This window comes from Streptosporangium nanhuense (assembly GCF_059358815.1).
On sequence record NZ_JCADBG010000009.1, the window covers coordinates 123,909 to 138,265 of the forward strand.

General features: G+C 71.0%; 12 protein-coding genes. 3 read left to right on the forward strand and 9 right to left on the reverse strand.

Annotated elements, in window-relative coordinates; all coding sequences use genetic code 11:
* Positions 1-23 precede the first annotated feature (23 nt).
* The 7 genes from AC5L38_RS19020 to AC5L38_RS19050 form a co-directional block, all read right to left on the reverse strand.
* Entirely contained in the window at positions 24-770 is a 747-nt protein-coding gene (locus tag AC5L38_RS19020; protein ID WP_495244134.1) for a 3-hydroxybutyrate dehydrogenase, read from the reverse strand.
* 144 nt (positions 771-914) lie between these two features.
* A complete protein-coding gene (locus tag AC5L38_RS19025; RefSeq protein WP_495244135.1) occupies positions 915-3,047 on the reverse strand; it encodes a tetratricopeptide repeat protein in 2,133 nt (710 codons plus the stop codon).
* Between the two features lie 141 nt (positions 3,048-3,188).
* The gene (locus AC5L38_RS19030) at positions 3,189-3,575 is read right to left on the reverse strand and encodes a tautomerase family protein (protein WP_495244136.1); all 387 of its coding nucleotides are present in this window, start codon (positions 3,573-3,575) and stop codon (positions 3,189-3,191) included.
* Between the two features lie 28 nt (positions 3,576-3,603).
* Positions 3,604-4,995: a class II fumarate hydratase gene (locus AC5L38_RS19035; protein ID WP_495244137.1), complete on the reverse strand. Its 1,392-nt coding sequence runs from the start codon at positions 4,993-4,995 to the stop codon at positions 3,604-3,606.
* A 177-nt stretch (positions 4,996-5,172) separates the two neighbouring features.
* Positions 5,173-6,996 (reverse strand): serine/threonine-protein kinase, encoded by a 1,824-nt coding sequence (locus AC5L38_RS19040; protein WP_495244138.1) that lies wholly within the window; start codon positions 6,994-6,996, stop codon positions 5,173-5,175.
* A gap of 35 nt (positions 6,997-7,031) precedes the next feature.
* Positions 7,032-8,216 carry a serine/threonine-protein kinase gene (locus tag AC5L38_RS19045; RefSeq protein WP_495244139.1) on the reverse strand — a complete coding sequence of 395 codons (1,185 nt, stop codon included), beginning with the start codon at positions 8,214-8,216 and terminating at the stop codon, positions 7,032-7,034.
* A 69-nt stretch (positions 8,217-8,285) separates the two neighbouring features.
* A complete protein-coding gene (locus AC5L38_RS19050) occupies positions 8,286-8,894 on the reverse strand; it encodes a superoxide dismutase (RefSeq protein WP_495244140.1) in 609 nt (202 codons plus the stop codon).
* A gap of 150 nt (positions 8,895-9,044) precedes the next feature.
* Between AC5L38_RS19050 and AC5L38_RS19055 the strand changes: the two genes are divergently transcribed.
* Entirely contained in the window at positions 9,045-9,590 is a 546-nt protein-coding gene (locus AC5L38_RS19055; protein WP_495244141.1) for a GNAT family N-acetyltransferase, read from the forward strand.
* Between the two features lie 109 nt (positions 9,591-9,699).
* Positions 9,700-11,169 (forward strand): AAA family ATPase, encoded by a 1,470-nt coding sequence (locus tag AC5L38_RS19060; protein WP_495244142.1) that lies wholly within the window; start codon positions 9,700-9,702, stop codon positions 11,167-11,169.
* Between the two features lie 12 nt (positions 11,170-11,181).
* On the opposite strand, the gene AC5L38_RS19065 is transcribed toward AC5L38_RS19060, so the two are convergent.
* Positions 11,182-12,834: a fumarate hydratase gene (locus AC5L38_RS19065; protein ID WP_495244143.1), complete on the reverse strand. Its 1,653-nt coding sequence runs from the start codon at positions 12,832-12,834 to the stop codon at positions 11,182-11,184.
* A 249-nt stretch (positions 12,835-13,083) separates the two neighbouring features.
* Here AC5L38_RS19065 and AC5L38_RS19070 point away from each other — a divergent pair, with 249 nt between their 5' ends.
* Positions 13,084-13,452 (forward strand): hypothetical protein, encoded by a 369-nt coding sequence (locus tag AC5L38_RS19070; RefSeq protein ID WP_495244144.1) that lies wholly within the window; start codon positions 13,084-13,086, stop codon positions 13,450-13,452.
* Here the strand turns inward: AC5L38_RS19070 and AC5L38_RS19075 are convergent.
* Complete coding sequence (locus AC5L38_RS19075) at positions 13,358-14,320, reverse strand: DMT family transporter (protein ID WP_495244145.1); 963 nt, start codon at positions 14,318-14,320, stop codon at positions 13,358-13,360. The two genes, AC5L38_RS19070 and AC5L38_RS19075, sit on opposite strands and share 95 nt — an antisense overlap.
* Positions 14,321-14,357 lie beyond the last annotated feature (37 nt).

Below are 14,357 nucleotides of genomic sequence, written 5' to 3' on the forward strand. Positions count from 1 at the left end.
CGGCGCCGCGCGTCCTCCCGGGTTCAGCGGGCTGTCCAGCCGCCGTCTATGGGGAGGGAGGTGCCGGTCATGAAGGAGCCGTGCGGGCCGCAGAGGTAGGCGACGAGTTCGGCGACCTCCTCGGGCTCGATCAGCCGCTTGACGGCGGCGGGGGCGAGCATGATCTGCTCGACCACCTCGTCCCTGCCGATGCCGTGGGTGCCGGCCTGGGCGCCGATCTGGTTCTCGACCAGGGGGGTGCGGACGTAGGCGGGGCTCACGCAGTTGGAGGTGACGCCGTGCGGGGCGCCCTCCAGGGCGATCGTCTTGGACAGCCCTTCGAGGGCGTGCTTGGCGGTGACGTACGCCGACTTGTAGGGCGAGGCGCGGAGCCCGTGGACCGAGGAGATGTTCACGATCCGGCCCCAGCCGCGTTCGTACATGCCGGGCAGGACCTCCCTGACGAGCAGGAAGGGCGCCTCGACCATCACTTTGAGGATCTTGGAGAACACCTCCGGCGGGAACTCCTCGATCGGGGCGACGTGCTGGAACCCGGCGTTGTTCACCACGATGTCCACGCCGGGCGGGATCGCCCGGACGAAGTCCGGTTCCGACAGGTCCGCGACGACGGGTGTCCCCGAGATCTCCGCGGCGACCTTCGCCGCCGCCTCGGCGTCGATGTCGACCACCAGCACGTGTGCCCCGGCCGCGGCCAGCCGGTGCGCGCAGGCGCGCCCGATCCCGCTACCCGCCCCGGTCACCACGGCTCGCCGACCCGCTAGGTCAATCATGCTGCCGAATCTAGGCAATGACCCGAATCCCGGCCCATGTCGCCCACCCCCACACTCCACCGTACGTTTATGTGGCGGGTATCCGTCCCGGGCCGGCTTCGTTCCGCCTTCGGAGGGCCTCGACGGCTGGAGGCGTGAAGGGGGTCAGCGTCCCGGAAGCCATCGCGTGAGAAGCGACCGTCTCGCGTATTTCCTCCAGTGAGCGAGGTGGACGCGGACGTTCACCGTGTCCGGATGTTCCGGACCCAGGGCCCGTTCGATCACCGGCACCAGCGCCGCGAACTGGTCCCGGGCGTCGGCCGCGTTCCCCGTCTCTCCTGCCAGGGAGGCCAGGTAGAAGCGGACGGCCAGCGTGGTCGAGTGTTCGGGGCCCAGGACCCGCTCGGTCACCGGCACCAGCGCCGCCAGCTGATCCATCCCGCCGGGAGCGTCCCCCGCCTCGCTCATCCACAGGGCGAGCCAGACGCGGGCGTTCAACGTGCTCGGGTGTTCCAGGCCCAGTACCCGCCTGAGCGTCGAAACCAGCATCGTGAACTGGTAGCGAGCTCCGGCCGCGTCTCCCGCTTCCGCCGTCCAGTGGGCGAGGCCCTCGCGAATGATCAAGGTGGTGGGGTGTTCGGGGCCCAGCGCGCGTTCGGCGAGGGGTACCAGGGGTGTGAGGTGGTCGCGGGCGCCTGCCGGGTCTCCGGCTTCACCGGTCCAGCGGGCGAGGCTGGCCGCCGTTTCGATCGTGATGAGATGTTCGGGGCCCAGTGCGCGTTCGGTGAGAGGGAGCAGGGTTGTGAACCGCTCCAGAGCGCCGGCCGGGTCTCCTGCCTCCCCTGTCCAGCGGGCGAGACCGAACCGGCCACCCAGCGTTTGCGGGTGCTCGGGGCCCAGCGCCTGTTCGATGACCGGCACCAGTGCCGCGAACTGGTCTCGGGCGTCGGCCGGGTCTCCTGCCTCTCCTGTCCAGCGGGCGAGACTGACCTGGGTGCCGACCGTGGTGGGGTGGGCGGGACCCAGGGCGGCCTTGGCCGCCGCTGCCAGCGCTGTGAAGCGGTCCAGGGCGCCGGTCGCGTCTCCTGCCTCTCCTGTCCAGCGGGCGAGGCCGAAGCGGGCACCTAAGGCGTACAGATGCTCGGGGCCCAGCGCCTGCTCGATTCGCGGAGCCAGCGTCGCGTACCTGTCTCTGGCGCCGGTCGCGTCTCCTGCCTCTCCTGTCCAGCGGGCGAGGCTGGTCCGCACGCTCAGCGTCTCCAGGTGTTCGGCGCCCAGGACTCGTTCGATCAGCGGTGCCAGCGCCGCCAACAGGTCCCGGGCGCCGGCCGCGTCTCCCGTCTCTCCCGTCCAGTAGGCGAGGTTGGCGCGGGCGTCGAGTGTGGTGGGGTGTTCGGGGCCCAGGACGCGTTCGGTCAGCGGTACCAGCACCGTGCACTGCTCCAGGGCTTCGGCCACGTCCCCCATCTCTCCCGCCAGGGTGGCGAGATCGACGCGGGCGGCCAGCGTGTCCGCGTGTTCCGGGCCCAGGGTGTCGTGCGTGACGGCGTGGCGCCGGTGCAGCAGGGTGCGGGCGGTGCGGTAGTCATCGCTGGCGTGCAGGTAGTCGACGACGGAGCTCACGGCGGGGGACTCGGGTGGCAGGACGGCGTGGGCGTGGGGCAGCAGCCGGGCGTACGCGGGCCAGGAGGAGGGGTGCCAGGGCTCCGCGGGCAGCGCGGCCTGGAGCAGGGCGGCGGCGGTGGCCCTGTCGGCGGCGTGCTCGTCCTCGGTCAGGCCGTCCACGACGACTGCCTGGACCTGATGGTGCACGCTCACTCGTCGGCCGTCCGGCGACCGGTCGGCCACGCCGTAGGAGGACAGCACCTCCAGCGCGTCGTCGAGCGCGGTCTCCCCGGCCTCCCCGGCGTCCTCCAGCCCGTTAAGCACCGTGCGGGGCAGGTCGTCGGGTGCGTAGCAGGCCAGCACCCGCAGCACGCGGATCGCCAGTGGGTCGGCGTGCTCGATCCGCGGGCGCGTCAGCGCCCAGGCGCGGGCCACCGCCCGGTCGGCGTCGGATCGCGGGCGCGATCCGGAGTCCGGGGTGTCCTCGGGGACGGTACGCAGCAGGTGCAGATAGCCGGACAGGTCCACGCCGGGCGTGCGGGCGATGTAGGCACCGGCCTGCCGGATCGCCGGGTGCGACCACTCCAGTTCCGCGGCCAGCTCCTCGGCCCGGGCACGGTCGGCATCGGTCGCGGCGCCGACCGTGGTCAGCAGGGACTTCACGGCGTCCGCGGGGGACAGAGGAGTCGGCATCCCTCAACCCTGTCGTCTGAGGGGGATACCTCACCACGATGTCGCAAATCCGTTATTTTGCTACATCGTTCACTTCAGCCCCGGAGCGCACGGCCTCCCGGCGCGGATCCGTACCCGACGGCGACGGAGGCCGCGCGGCGGTCAGATGGTGACCGGGTACATGAGCGTGAGTTCGTCGCCGGGGAGGCCGCGGATGCCCCAGTTGACCTTGGGGGACTCCATGATCACGATTTCCAGGTCCTCGGCGGGAAGGTCGAACGCCTCCCCGACCCTGGCGAACAGGGTGCGGATCAGCGAGCGCTTGGCCTCGTCCGACCGGCCGCCGAAGCAGACGATCTCCACGATGAGATACCGCTCGCTCCGCTGCGGGCAGATCATGTCCTCGGCGTCCAGCAGCAGGAACCGGTGGAACCGCTTGTCCTCGGGGAGTTTCCACACGTCCACCAGGCAGCCGTGGACGGTGTCGGAGATCTCCCGGCGCCGGTCGGCCCACACGTCCTCGCGGCCGTAGAACTTGATCTGGGTCATGCCCCAGTCTCCCAGGCCCGGGCGCGGACTACGAGGGCGGCCGGGTCATGGACAGGACGTCGAGCAGTTCGTCGAGCCGTTCCTCGGTGAGGGTGCCGTTGGAGACGTGTCCGCGCTCGATGACGACCTCGCGGATGGTCTTGCGCTCCGCCAGGGCCTGCTTCGCTATCTTCGCGGCCTCCTCGTACCCGACGTACGGGTTGAGGGGGGTGACGATCGACGGCGACGACTCCGCGTACTCGCGCATGCGGTCGACGTTGGCGGTGATGCCGTGCACGCACCGGTCGGCCAGCAGGCGGGAGGCGTTGGCGAGCAGCCGCACGGACTCCAGGACGTTGCGCGCGATGACCGGGAGCATCACGTTGAGCTCGAACGTGCCCGAGGCGCCGGAGAAGGCGATGGCCGCGTCGTTCCCGATGACCTGGGCGGCGACCATGGTCACCGCCTCGGGGACGACCGGGTTGACCTTGCCCGGCATGATCGAGGAACCGGGCTGCAGGTCGGGCAGGTTGATCTCGCCCAGTCCGGCCCGGGGGCCGGACCCCATCCAGCGCAGGTCATTGGCGATCTTGTTGAGCGAGATCGCGACCGTGCGGAGCTGGCCGGAGAGCTCCACGACGGCGTCCCGGGCACCCTGGGCCTCGAAGTGGTCGGGAGCCTCGGAGAACGGCAGTCCGGTGGCCTCGCGCAGCCTCTCGATGACCTTGGCCGCGAAGCCGGGCGGGGTGTTGACGCCGGTGCCGACCGCCGTGCCGCCCAGGGGCAGCTGGGCGAGGCGCGGCAACGCGCTCCGCACCCGCGCGATGGCGTTGTCGATCTGCGTGGCGTACCCGCCGAACTCCTGTCCCAGCGTGACCGGGGTGGCGTCCATCAGGTGCGTGCGCCCGGCCTTGACCACGCCGTCGAACTCCAGCGACTTGTCCCGCAGCGCGGTGGCCAGGTGCCGCAGCGAGGGGATCAGGTGGTACGAGACCTCGGTCGTGGCGGCGACGTGGATGGAGGTGGGGAAGACGTCGTTGGACGACTGCGAGGCGTTCACGTGGTCGTTGGGGTGGACGGGACGGCCCAGCCGCTCCTCGGCGAGAGTGGCGATCACCTCGTTGGCGTTCATGTTGGAGGAGGTGCCGGAGCCGGTCTGGAAGACGTCGACGGGGAACTCGCCGTCCCACTCGTTCTCCGCGACGTCGGTGGCGGCCTCGGCGATCGCCTGCGCCAGCTCCTTGTCGAGCACCCCCAGCTCCGCGTTGACCTCGGCGGCGAGTGCCTTGACCAGGCCGAGCGCCGCGATGTGCGGCACCTCCAGCCCTCGCCCGGAGACGGGGAAGTTCTCCACCGCCCGCTGGGTCTGCGCCCGCCACTTCGCACCCGCGGGAACCCGTACCTCACCCATCGAGTCATGCTCGATCCGATACTCGCTCATGAATCCAGTCTGCGTCCTGTCGGGGGAATCAAACCGGGGAGGGGCGTCGCGGGTACGGGGTTCCTCCTCGCGGGCCGTGCCCGGAACACGGCTCGGAGTCGTGCCCGGAACACGGCCCGGAACACGGCCCGGAACACGGCCCGGAACCGTACTCCGGGCCGTGCCCGCCGGGAGTCGTCAGAAGAAGGCGGCCACCGTCAGGATCATGATCACCACGAGGGCGATCGCCGCCACGCCCATGAGCACGAGGACGCCGATCCGGGCCTTCTGCGACGGAGGCTGCCTCGGCCCGGGGCGGCCGGGGTCGGGCTGGGCGTTCTGGGCCGCGATCGCGAACAGGTCGGTGCCCAGGCCCGGGGAGCGGTAGGCGCCGTCGGACGCCTCGGGACCCGGCGGGCGCCAGGGCTGCGAGGACACCGGCCCTTCCTGGCCGGGCGGGCCCCCGGTGCCGGGGGGCCGGCTGCCGGGACCGGGCCGGTTGTCGGGGAAGAGCCTCAGCGGCGGAGGGAGGGGCTCGGAGTCGGGGGCCGCCGCGAGCCCCGGATCGACCGGGGGGAAGCCGTGCGGCGGGGTGACGGAGAGGTCGGGCCTGGCGCTCACCGGGAACCCGTGGGGCGGCGTGGCCGTCGACTCGTTGCCCGGCCCTCCGAACGCGGCCGTCTCCTCGGCCTGCTCCTCGAAGGCACCCGGCCCGGACGCACCCGGCCCGGACGTGCCCGGCCTTCCGAAGGCGCCGCGGATCACGGAGCCTCGCGCGACGGGGGTGCCGAGACCGGGAGGGCCCTGCCGTCCCGCGACCGGCCTGCCCGGCTCCGCGAGGGGCGGCCGGTCAGGGTAGGGCGAGGTCGTCGGGCGGCCGGAGGAGGGCGCCGGGGACGGGGAGGCGGAGGGCTCGGCGGGCGCCGTCCCGCCGGGGATGCGCAGGCCGTCCTTGGGGCGGATGACCATCATGGTGCGGTCGGCGTCGAAACCGTCGGTGTCGTCTGTGTCGTCGTCCGTGTCGTCTTCAGGAGCGTCGGGCTCGTCGTGACCCTCGGGCTCCCACTCGGCGTCAGCGTCTCTAGTGTCCCCGGTGTCTCCGGCGTCCTCCACGAGGGGGATCTCGGCGGCCGGGGGAGAGGGCGCGAAGGCGGGGGCGGGGGGCACCGGAGGCGGGGGCAGGGAGTCCGCGAGGTGCGAGGGGGTGTCGGCCACCGCCCGGAGCAGCGCGCCCGCCTGGGCGGCCGTCAGCCGCGCCGTGTGGTCCTTCTCCAGCAGCTGTTCGAGGACCGGGCGGAGCGGCCCCGCCTGGGTCGGCGGGTCGACCTGCTCGCTCATCAGCGCGGCCAGGGTCTCCGCCACCGACGACCGCTCGTAGGCGGGACGGCCCTCGACCGCGAAGTACAGCGTGGCGCCGAGGGACCACAGGTCCGACTCGGGCCCGGTGTGCTCGCCACGGGCCCGCTCGGGCGCGGTGTATCCGGGGGAGCCGATCACCATGCCGGTCTTGGTGAGGCTCGTGTCGCCCTCGGCCTTGGCGATGCCGAAGTCGGTGAGGACCACCCGGCCGCTCTCGGTGATCAGCACGTTGCCGGGTTTCACGTCGCGGTGCAGGACCCCCTGGGCGTGGGCCGCGCGGAGCGCCCCCAGCAGGTCGGCCCCGATCTCGGCGACGAGGCGGGGTGGAAGGGGCCCCTCCTCCTCGATCACCTGCTCCAGGGAACGCGCCTGCACGAGCTCCATGATGATCCAGGGGCTGCCGTCCTCGACGATGGCGTCGTGGACGGTGGCCACCGAGGGGTGGCTGATGCGGGCGGCCGTACGACCCTCGCGGATCATCCGTTCCCGAAGTTCGGTGCGCTGCGCCTCGCTGAGGCCGGGCTCCTGACGGATCTCCTTGATCGCGACCTCACGGCCGAGGGAACGGTCGTGGGCTTTCCAAACGGTGCCCATCGTGCCCCGGCCGAGCGGCGCGATCAGCTCGTAACGGTCCGCGAGCACACGCGTCTGCTGTTCCGGCATGAGAAGAAGATAGCCATTCCACCTTGAGAAGCGCTTTACCCGCGCTTACGGAGTTCCCTCGGCCAGAGAAGACGCGGGAGGACCAACCTTATGAAGGGTGTCATAAAACGGACAAATGGACGATAGGTAGGCGAAATATCCGCAGGCTTCCGGTGGACGCCCTCACCGGGCCGCCGGTGCGAGCGAAGCTGGGGTGTCGGCCCCGACGCGGGCCCCGACGGCGGCGGGGGTGTCCCGGGCGAGGAGGGCCGCGGCGCCGGCGGCGGCGCGGAGCCGACCCGGTGCGTCCCGCGGTGCTGCGAGCGGCGGCTGAACGGCGGAGCCGACGCCCCGTCGGACCCGCTCGTGGAGGGCCTGCCGTCGGGCCGCCCCGGCGGCCTGGAGAAGGACTCCTCGACCATCCCCCCGGCCGCCACCCGGGCGAGCATCATCGAGGCCCGTCCCGCGTCGAGCCGCGCGTTGGGGTCGATCGTGAGCAGGCCGCGCAGCACCGGGGTCAGCGGTCCCGCCCGCTCCATGGGGATCGGCTCACCACTGGTCAGCGCGGCGAGCGCGGCCGCGGCCGTACGGCGCCCGTGCAGGCCCCGGCCCTCGACGGCGGTGTAGAGGGTCGCGCCGAGCGACCACAGGTCGCCGGCCGGGCTGGCCTTGGCCCCCAGCACGCGCTCGGGGGCGATGTATCCGGCGGAGCCCAGCACGATGCCCGCCTGGGTGATCGACACGTCGCCTTCGAGCGCGGCCAGGCCGAAGTCGGTGAGCACGGCCCGGTCGTCGGTCACCAGGACGTTGCTCGGCTTCACGTCGCGGTGCAGGATCCCCTTGGCGTGCACGGCGCGCAGCGCGCCCAGGACCTGCCGGCCGATCTCCGCCACCTGGCGCGGCGGCAGCGGCCCGTGGTCCTGGAGAAGCTGCTCCAGCGACCGGGCGCGGAGCAGCTCCATCACGATCCAGGGGCGCTCGTCCTCGGTGACGACGTCGAAGACGGTGATGACGGAGGGGTGGGCGACCATCGCGGTCGCGCGTCCCTCGCGTTCGGTCCTGGCGCACAGCTCGGCGCGAAGTTCCTCGTCGAGGACGAGAGGCAGGCGCACCTCCTTGACGGCCACTTCACGGTTGAGCAACTCGTCGTGTGCCCGCCAGACGGTGCCCATGCCGCCGCGCCCAACCGGTTCTGACAGCCGGTAGCGCGCTGCGAGAAGGTATCCGGGCGGCGCACGCATGTGGTGCAGCTTACCGATTTGCGTAATGCGACCAGTAGAGACCGGGCCGAATCTTCTTGCCAACTTGGGTCAGATTTTCGCGCTAGTAACTGTTGAGAAGCGTTGCGTGACATCCGCCCAGTTGACCAGACTCCACAGCTTCTCGACATAATCGGGCCGCACGTTGCGATACTGCAGGTAATAGGCGTGCTCCCAGGCGTCGAACACCAGCAGCGGGGTGGAGTTCGTCCCGACATTGCCGTGGTGGTCGTAGACCTGCTCGACGACCAGGCGGCGGCCCAGCGGTTCCCAGGCCAGGATGCCCCAGCCGGAGCCCTGCACCCCGGCGGTGGCGGCGCTCAGCTGCCTCTGGAAGGCCTCGAAGGAGCCGAAGTGCTCGTCGACGGCCGCGGCCAGCTCGCCGTCGGGGCGGTCGCCGCCGTCCGGGGAGAGGTTCTCCCAGAAGATCGAGTGCAGCACGTGCCCGGACAGGTTGAAGGCGAAGGTCTTCTCCAGCCCGACCAGCCCGCCGAACTCGCCCCTGTCGCGCGCCTCGGCCAGCCGCTCCAGGGTGTCGTTGGCGCCCTTGACGTACGCGGCGTGGTGCTTGGAGTGGTGCAGTTCCAGGATCTCCCCGGTGATCGCGGGCTCCAGAGCCGCGTAGTCGTAGGGCATGTCGGGCAGGACGTACTCACCCATGAGGGCTACCTCCTCGTTGATCACCTTTCGTTCGGACACTATTGCAAGCTATTCGCATCTGCATCAGTCTTGCGACCTAGGTCTCCATCTATTGCGAAGGAGTTGCAGTTGCAGCATGATGGCGAGTGTCAGTTTGGTCCAGGAGGTCTCGTGCCGCCGGTCCTCGACGACGCGGTGCCCGGCGCCGCGGCGCTGAGGTCGATCTACGCGGCGGCGTTCGCGCCGGCGCCGTGGCACGAGACCCCCGACCAGGTCGAGGCCTTCGTCGGACGCCTGCCGTCGCACACGGGCAGGCCGGGCTTCCGCTGCGTGACCGCCCGCGTCGACGGCGAGCCCGCCGGTTTCACCTACGGCTTCGACAGCTCCGACCCCTGGCCCGCCGACCGCTTCCACCGCTCCGTCGCCGACGCCCTCGGCGGCGACACGTCCGTGCTGAGGGCCCGCTTCGAGCTCCACGAGCTCGCGGTCGACCCGCGCTTCGCCGGCCGGGGGCTCGGCGCGTCCCTGTTGCGCCGCGTCACCGCGGCCGCGGGGCCCTCCTGGCTCGTCACCTCACCCGCGGCCACCGCCGCCGTACGCCTCTACGAGCGCCTCGGCTGGTCCTGCCTGTGTGAGCTCGACGCCCCCCGCGAACCGTTCCACACCTTCCGGGTCTACGTCTCCCCGCGCGAATCCTCCCAACCCTCCGGAACCTGAAGACTTCCGCTTTCCAGGCGTGGATCCCACGCGATGGGGGGCACCGGAATGATAGGCGCAACTATGATAGTTGTACCTATCATTCTCGTCGCGATGACCAGGAGAGCGGATGATCACAAAGCCGGACCGTCTCTTCGGCCGTGACGTGGAATGGGAGGAGCTCTCAGAGTTCGTCAGGTCTCCTGTCCCAGGGGCGACGCTGGGCCTGGTCTACGGCCGCAGGAGGCAGGGCAAGACGCTGATGCTCGAACTGCTGGCCAGGGAGACGGGCGGGTTCCTGTTCGCGGCCACCCAGCAGAGCGAGCGGCAGAACCTCGCGGATCTCGGTGCCGCCTACGCGGCCTATCGCGGGCTGGGCGCGCCCGTCGTCTTCGGGACCTGGCGCGACGCACTGGGCGAGTTGCTGCGTCTCGGCGAGGAGCGGGCCGTCCCCGTCATCGTCGACGAGTTCCCCTACCTGACCGCGGCGACCCCCGCCCTGCCCTCGTACCTCCAGGCGGCGCTCAGCCCGCTCGGCCACGCGAAGGAGCACACGCGGACCCGGATGATCCTCTGCGGCAGTGCTCTCACCACCATGGCCCGGCTTCTCGGCGGTGGGGCGCCCCTTCGCGGGCGAGCCTCGCTGGAGCTGGTCGTCCGGCCGTTCAGGTTCCGCGACGCCGCCGCCTTCTGGGACGCCGGCCACGACCCCGAACTCGCGTTCCGGCTGAATGCCCTGGTCGGCGGGACTCCCGCCTACCTTGAGATGTGCGGCGGATCCGGGCCGGCCGACCTTGCGAAGTTCGACAGATGGGTGGAGCGGCGCCTGCTCAACCCGGCTTCGGCCATGTTCCGCGAGGGCGCGCTCCTGCTCAGGGAGGAACCCTCGGTGGCCGATCCGACCTCCTACGCCGCGACGCTGAGCGCTCTCAGCGCCGGTAACCACCGGCGTTCGGAGATCGCCTCGGCGCTCGGCCGCCCGAGCAGCGCTCTGGCGCACCTGCTGTCGGGACTTCAGGACATCGGCCTGATCGAGCAGGTCGACGACGCCCTGCGGGAGAAGCGCGCCCTGTTCCGCGTCGCGGAACCCATCGTCCGCTTCCATCAGCTGCTCATCCAGCGGCACGAGCCCGAGCTGGTCGTACGGCGAGCGGCCCAGGTCTGGGCCGCCAACGCGGACACGGTGTCAGGGAAGATCTACGGCCCGCACTTCGAGGACCTCTCCAGGGAGTGGTGCCTCGAACACGCCGCCGCCGAGACCCTCGGGGGCGTCGCGGCGGCCGTCCGGCCCACACAGATCCCCTGCAGGGAGCATCGGCAGGGCCACGAACTGGACATCGTGGTGACCGAGACGGCTCCCTTCGCCGCCGACAGGATCACCGCGATCGGGGAGGCCGAAGGAACCACCACACCCGTCTCCCTCGCCGAACTCCAGCGCCTCGAACACCTGCGGGGGCTGCTTCCCGGTGCGAAGGTCGCCGCGCTGCCCAAGCTTCTGCTGTTCTCGCGGTCGGGGTTCACCGCCGACCTCGCGCACACCGCCGCACGGCGCTCCGACGTCGAGCTCGTCGACCTCGGGCGCCTGTACGGCGGATCTTGAAGCCGGGAGCGGTCAGCGGCGGCCGATGGTCAGGACGGGGCCGGTGGAGTCGGTGAAGAAGTCCTCGCCCTTGTCGTCGACGACGATGAAGGCGGGGAAGTCCTCGACCTCGATCTTCCAGACGGCCTCCATGCCCAGCTCGGGGTATTCGAGGACCTCCACCTTCTTGATGCAGTCCTGGGCGAGCCGGGCGGCGGGGCCGCCGATGGAGCCGAGGTAGAAGCCGCCGTGGGCCTTGCACGCGTCGGTGACCTGCTTGGAGCGGTTGCCCTTGGCGAGCATGACCTTGGAGCCCCCGGCCGCCTGGAAGCGTTCGACGTAGGAGTCCATGCGCCCGGCGGTGGTGGGACCGAAGGAGCCGGAGGCGTAGCCCTCGGGGGTCTTGGCGGGTCCGGCGTAGTAGACCGCGTGGTCCTTGAGGTACTCGGGCATCTCGCCGCCCGCGTCCAGCAGCTCGCCGATCTTGGCGTGCGCGATGTCGCGGGCGACCACCAGCGGCCCGGTCAGCGACAGGCGGGTCTTGACCGGGTATCTGGTCAGCTCGGCGAGGATCTCCGGCATCGGGCGGTTGAGGTCGATCTTGACGACGTCGTCCGAGAGGTGGTCGTCCGTGGTCTCCGGCAGGAACCGCGCCGGGTCGGTCTCCAGCTGCTCCAGGAAGACCCCCTCGGGGGTGATCTTCGCCAGGGCCTGGCGGTCGGCGCTGCAGGAGACCGCGATGGCGACGGGGCAGGAGGCGCCGTGGCGGGGCAGGCGGATGACGCGGACGTCGTGGCAGAAGTACTTGCCGCCGAACTGCGCGCCGATGCCGAGCTTCTGGGTGAGCTCGAAGACCTTGGCCTCCAGCTCGGTGTCGCGGAAGCCGTGGCCGGAGGGGGAGCCCTCGGTGGGGATGGAGTCCAGGTAGCGGGCGCTGGCGTACTTGGCGGTCTTCAGGGCGAACTCGGCGGACGTGCCGCCGACGACGATCGCCAGGTGGTACGGCGGGCAGGCGGCGGTCCCGAGCGAGCGGATCTTCTCCTCCAGGAACTGGAGCATCCGCTTCTCGTTGAGCACCGCCTTCGTCTCCTGGTACAGGAACGACTTGTTGGCGCTGCCGCCGCCCTTGGCCATGAACAGCAGCTTGTACTCGTCGGGGTGGCCGCCCGGGTCCTCGGCGTAGAGCTCGATCTGCGCGGGGAGGTTGGAGCCGGTGTTCTTCTCCTCCCACATGGTGAGGGGGGCCATCTGGGAGTAGCGCAGGTTCAGCCGGGTGTAGGCGTCGTAGACCCCCCGGGAGATGTGCTCGGCGTCGGCGCCGTCGGTGAGCACGTGGCGCCCGCGCTTGCCCATCACGATCGCGGTGCCGGTGTCCTGGCACATCGGGAGCACGCCGCCCGCCGAGATCGAGGCGTTCTTCAGCAGGTCGAGGGCGACGAAGCGGTCGTTGCCGCTCGACTCGGGGTCCTCGATGATCTTGCGGAGCTGGGCGAGGTGGGACGACCGCAGGTAGTGGGAGATGTCGTGGATCGCGTTCTCGGTGAGAAGCCGCAGCGCCTCGGGCTCGACCTCCAGGAACCTGCGGCCCGCGGCCTCGACGACCCGTACCCCCTCGGCGGTGATCAGACGGTACTCCGTCTCGTCCGGTCCCATGGGAAGCAGGTCGGTGTAGTCGAACTCGGGCATCGTCGTCGATCCTCCGTGCGGGCGTGTTTTCCCTAGAGGGTACGGCCTCGCGTTCACGCTCGATCCGCGCGGTCGCCATGGTGGTCTCGCCTCTTCGAGGCCGCGCGCAAGCGGACAGACATATGACATTAAATCGGCATATTTAAGACAAATATTAGTTGGTTATGCGGCTTTTATGGATGTATGTCCGAATCTACGGGGGAAGCTGAAAGAGCCGGGCCGAGCGTCCGGAGAAAGCTGGGGGACATCATGAACATCGGAAACACCGTCCTGGCCGGGAACATCGTCCTACTGGCGATCATGGCCGTCTTCGTGGTGGCCGGTCTCGGCGTGTCACTGATAGCCATCACGCTGACGAGCATCAAGGAATCCAACGGCCGGACCCCCGAATGGCCGGTGAGCTGGCCGGAACCCCCGCTGACCATCTCCCGGCAGCGGCTCGACGTCGCCTCGGGGAAGGCGAGCATGCCCTCGCAGCGGGTGAGCCTGCCCCTGCAGCGGGGCAGCGAGCCCGCGCGACAGGTCAACCTGCCCCAGCGGGTCGAGATCCCCCTGCAGCGGTCCGCCCCGCCCCAGCCGGTCGAGGTGCCCGCGCAGCGGGTGAGCCCGCGGTACTGAGACCGACGACGATGCCGGTGACCACGAGCGCGGCGCCGGCCAGGTCGGGCACCGAGGGCGTGCCCAGGCCGAGGACGGCACCGGTGACGATGGCGCCGACCGGGATCAGCCCGGCGAACAGCCCCGCCCTTCCCGGGCCGAGCCGGGGCAGGGCGTCGTACCAGAGGAAGAACGCCAGGGAGGTCACGACCAGCGCCTGGTAGCCCAGTCCCGCGGCCTCGGACACCGTCGGCACGCGGAACATCGCGGTGCCGTCCGTGAGCAGCCCGGCGACCACCAGCATCGGCACGGCCAGCGTCACGGAGTACGCCGAGACGCGCACCGCGCCCAGCTTCGGCAGCAGCGGGATGGCCAGCAGGGAGAAGCAGAGCTCACAACCCAGCGCGCCCAGCGACCAGAGCAGGCCGGGCAGGTCGCCGGTGCCCAGCCCGGCGGCCACCGTCGCCCCGGCGGCCACCAGTGCCGCAGCCCCGAGGAGCCGGGGCGAGGGGCGCCCGCCGAGCAGGGCCAGCGCGAGCGGAACGGTGCCGAGCACGGTCCCGACCAGGGCCGGGCCGCCGTGCCGGGTGGCCTCGATCACGCACACATTGAAGATCACCAGCCCCGTCAGGGAGAGCGTCGCCAGCAGCGCCGTCTCGCGGGGCGTGAGCCGGACGAACCGCAGCCCCATGACGCGGGCGACGGTGAGCAGGACCGCGGCCGCCAGCAGGTGGCGCAGGGTCTGGCCGCCGTAGACCGGGTAGCCCCCGATCACGCCGGCGACCGCCGCCAGGGTGCCCACCAGGAACATCGCCGTCGCGGCCTCGACCAGGCCGCGCGGCTCCGGCCGGGTGGCGGGGCGGGGAGGAGTGCTGACATCCACGTTCATGTGCGGAATGCTAGGAAGCCAATGGTGCCCCTGTCGG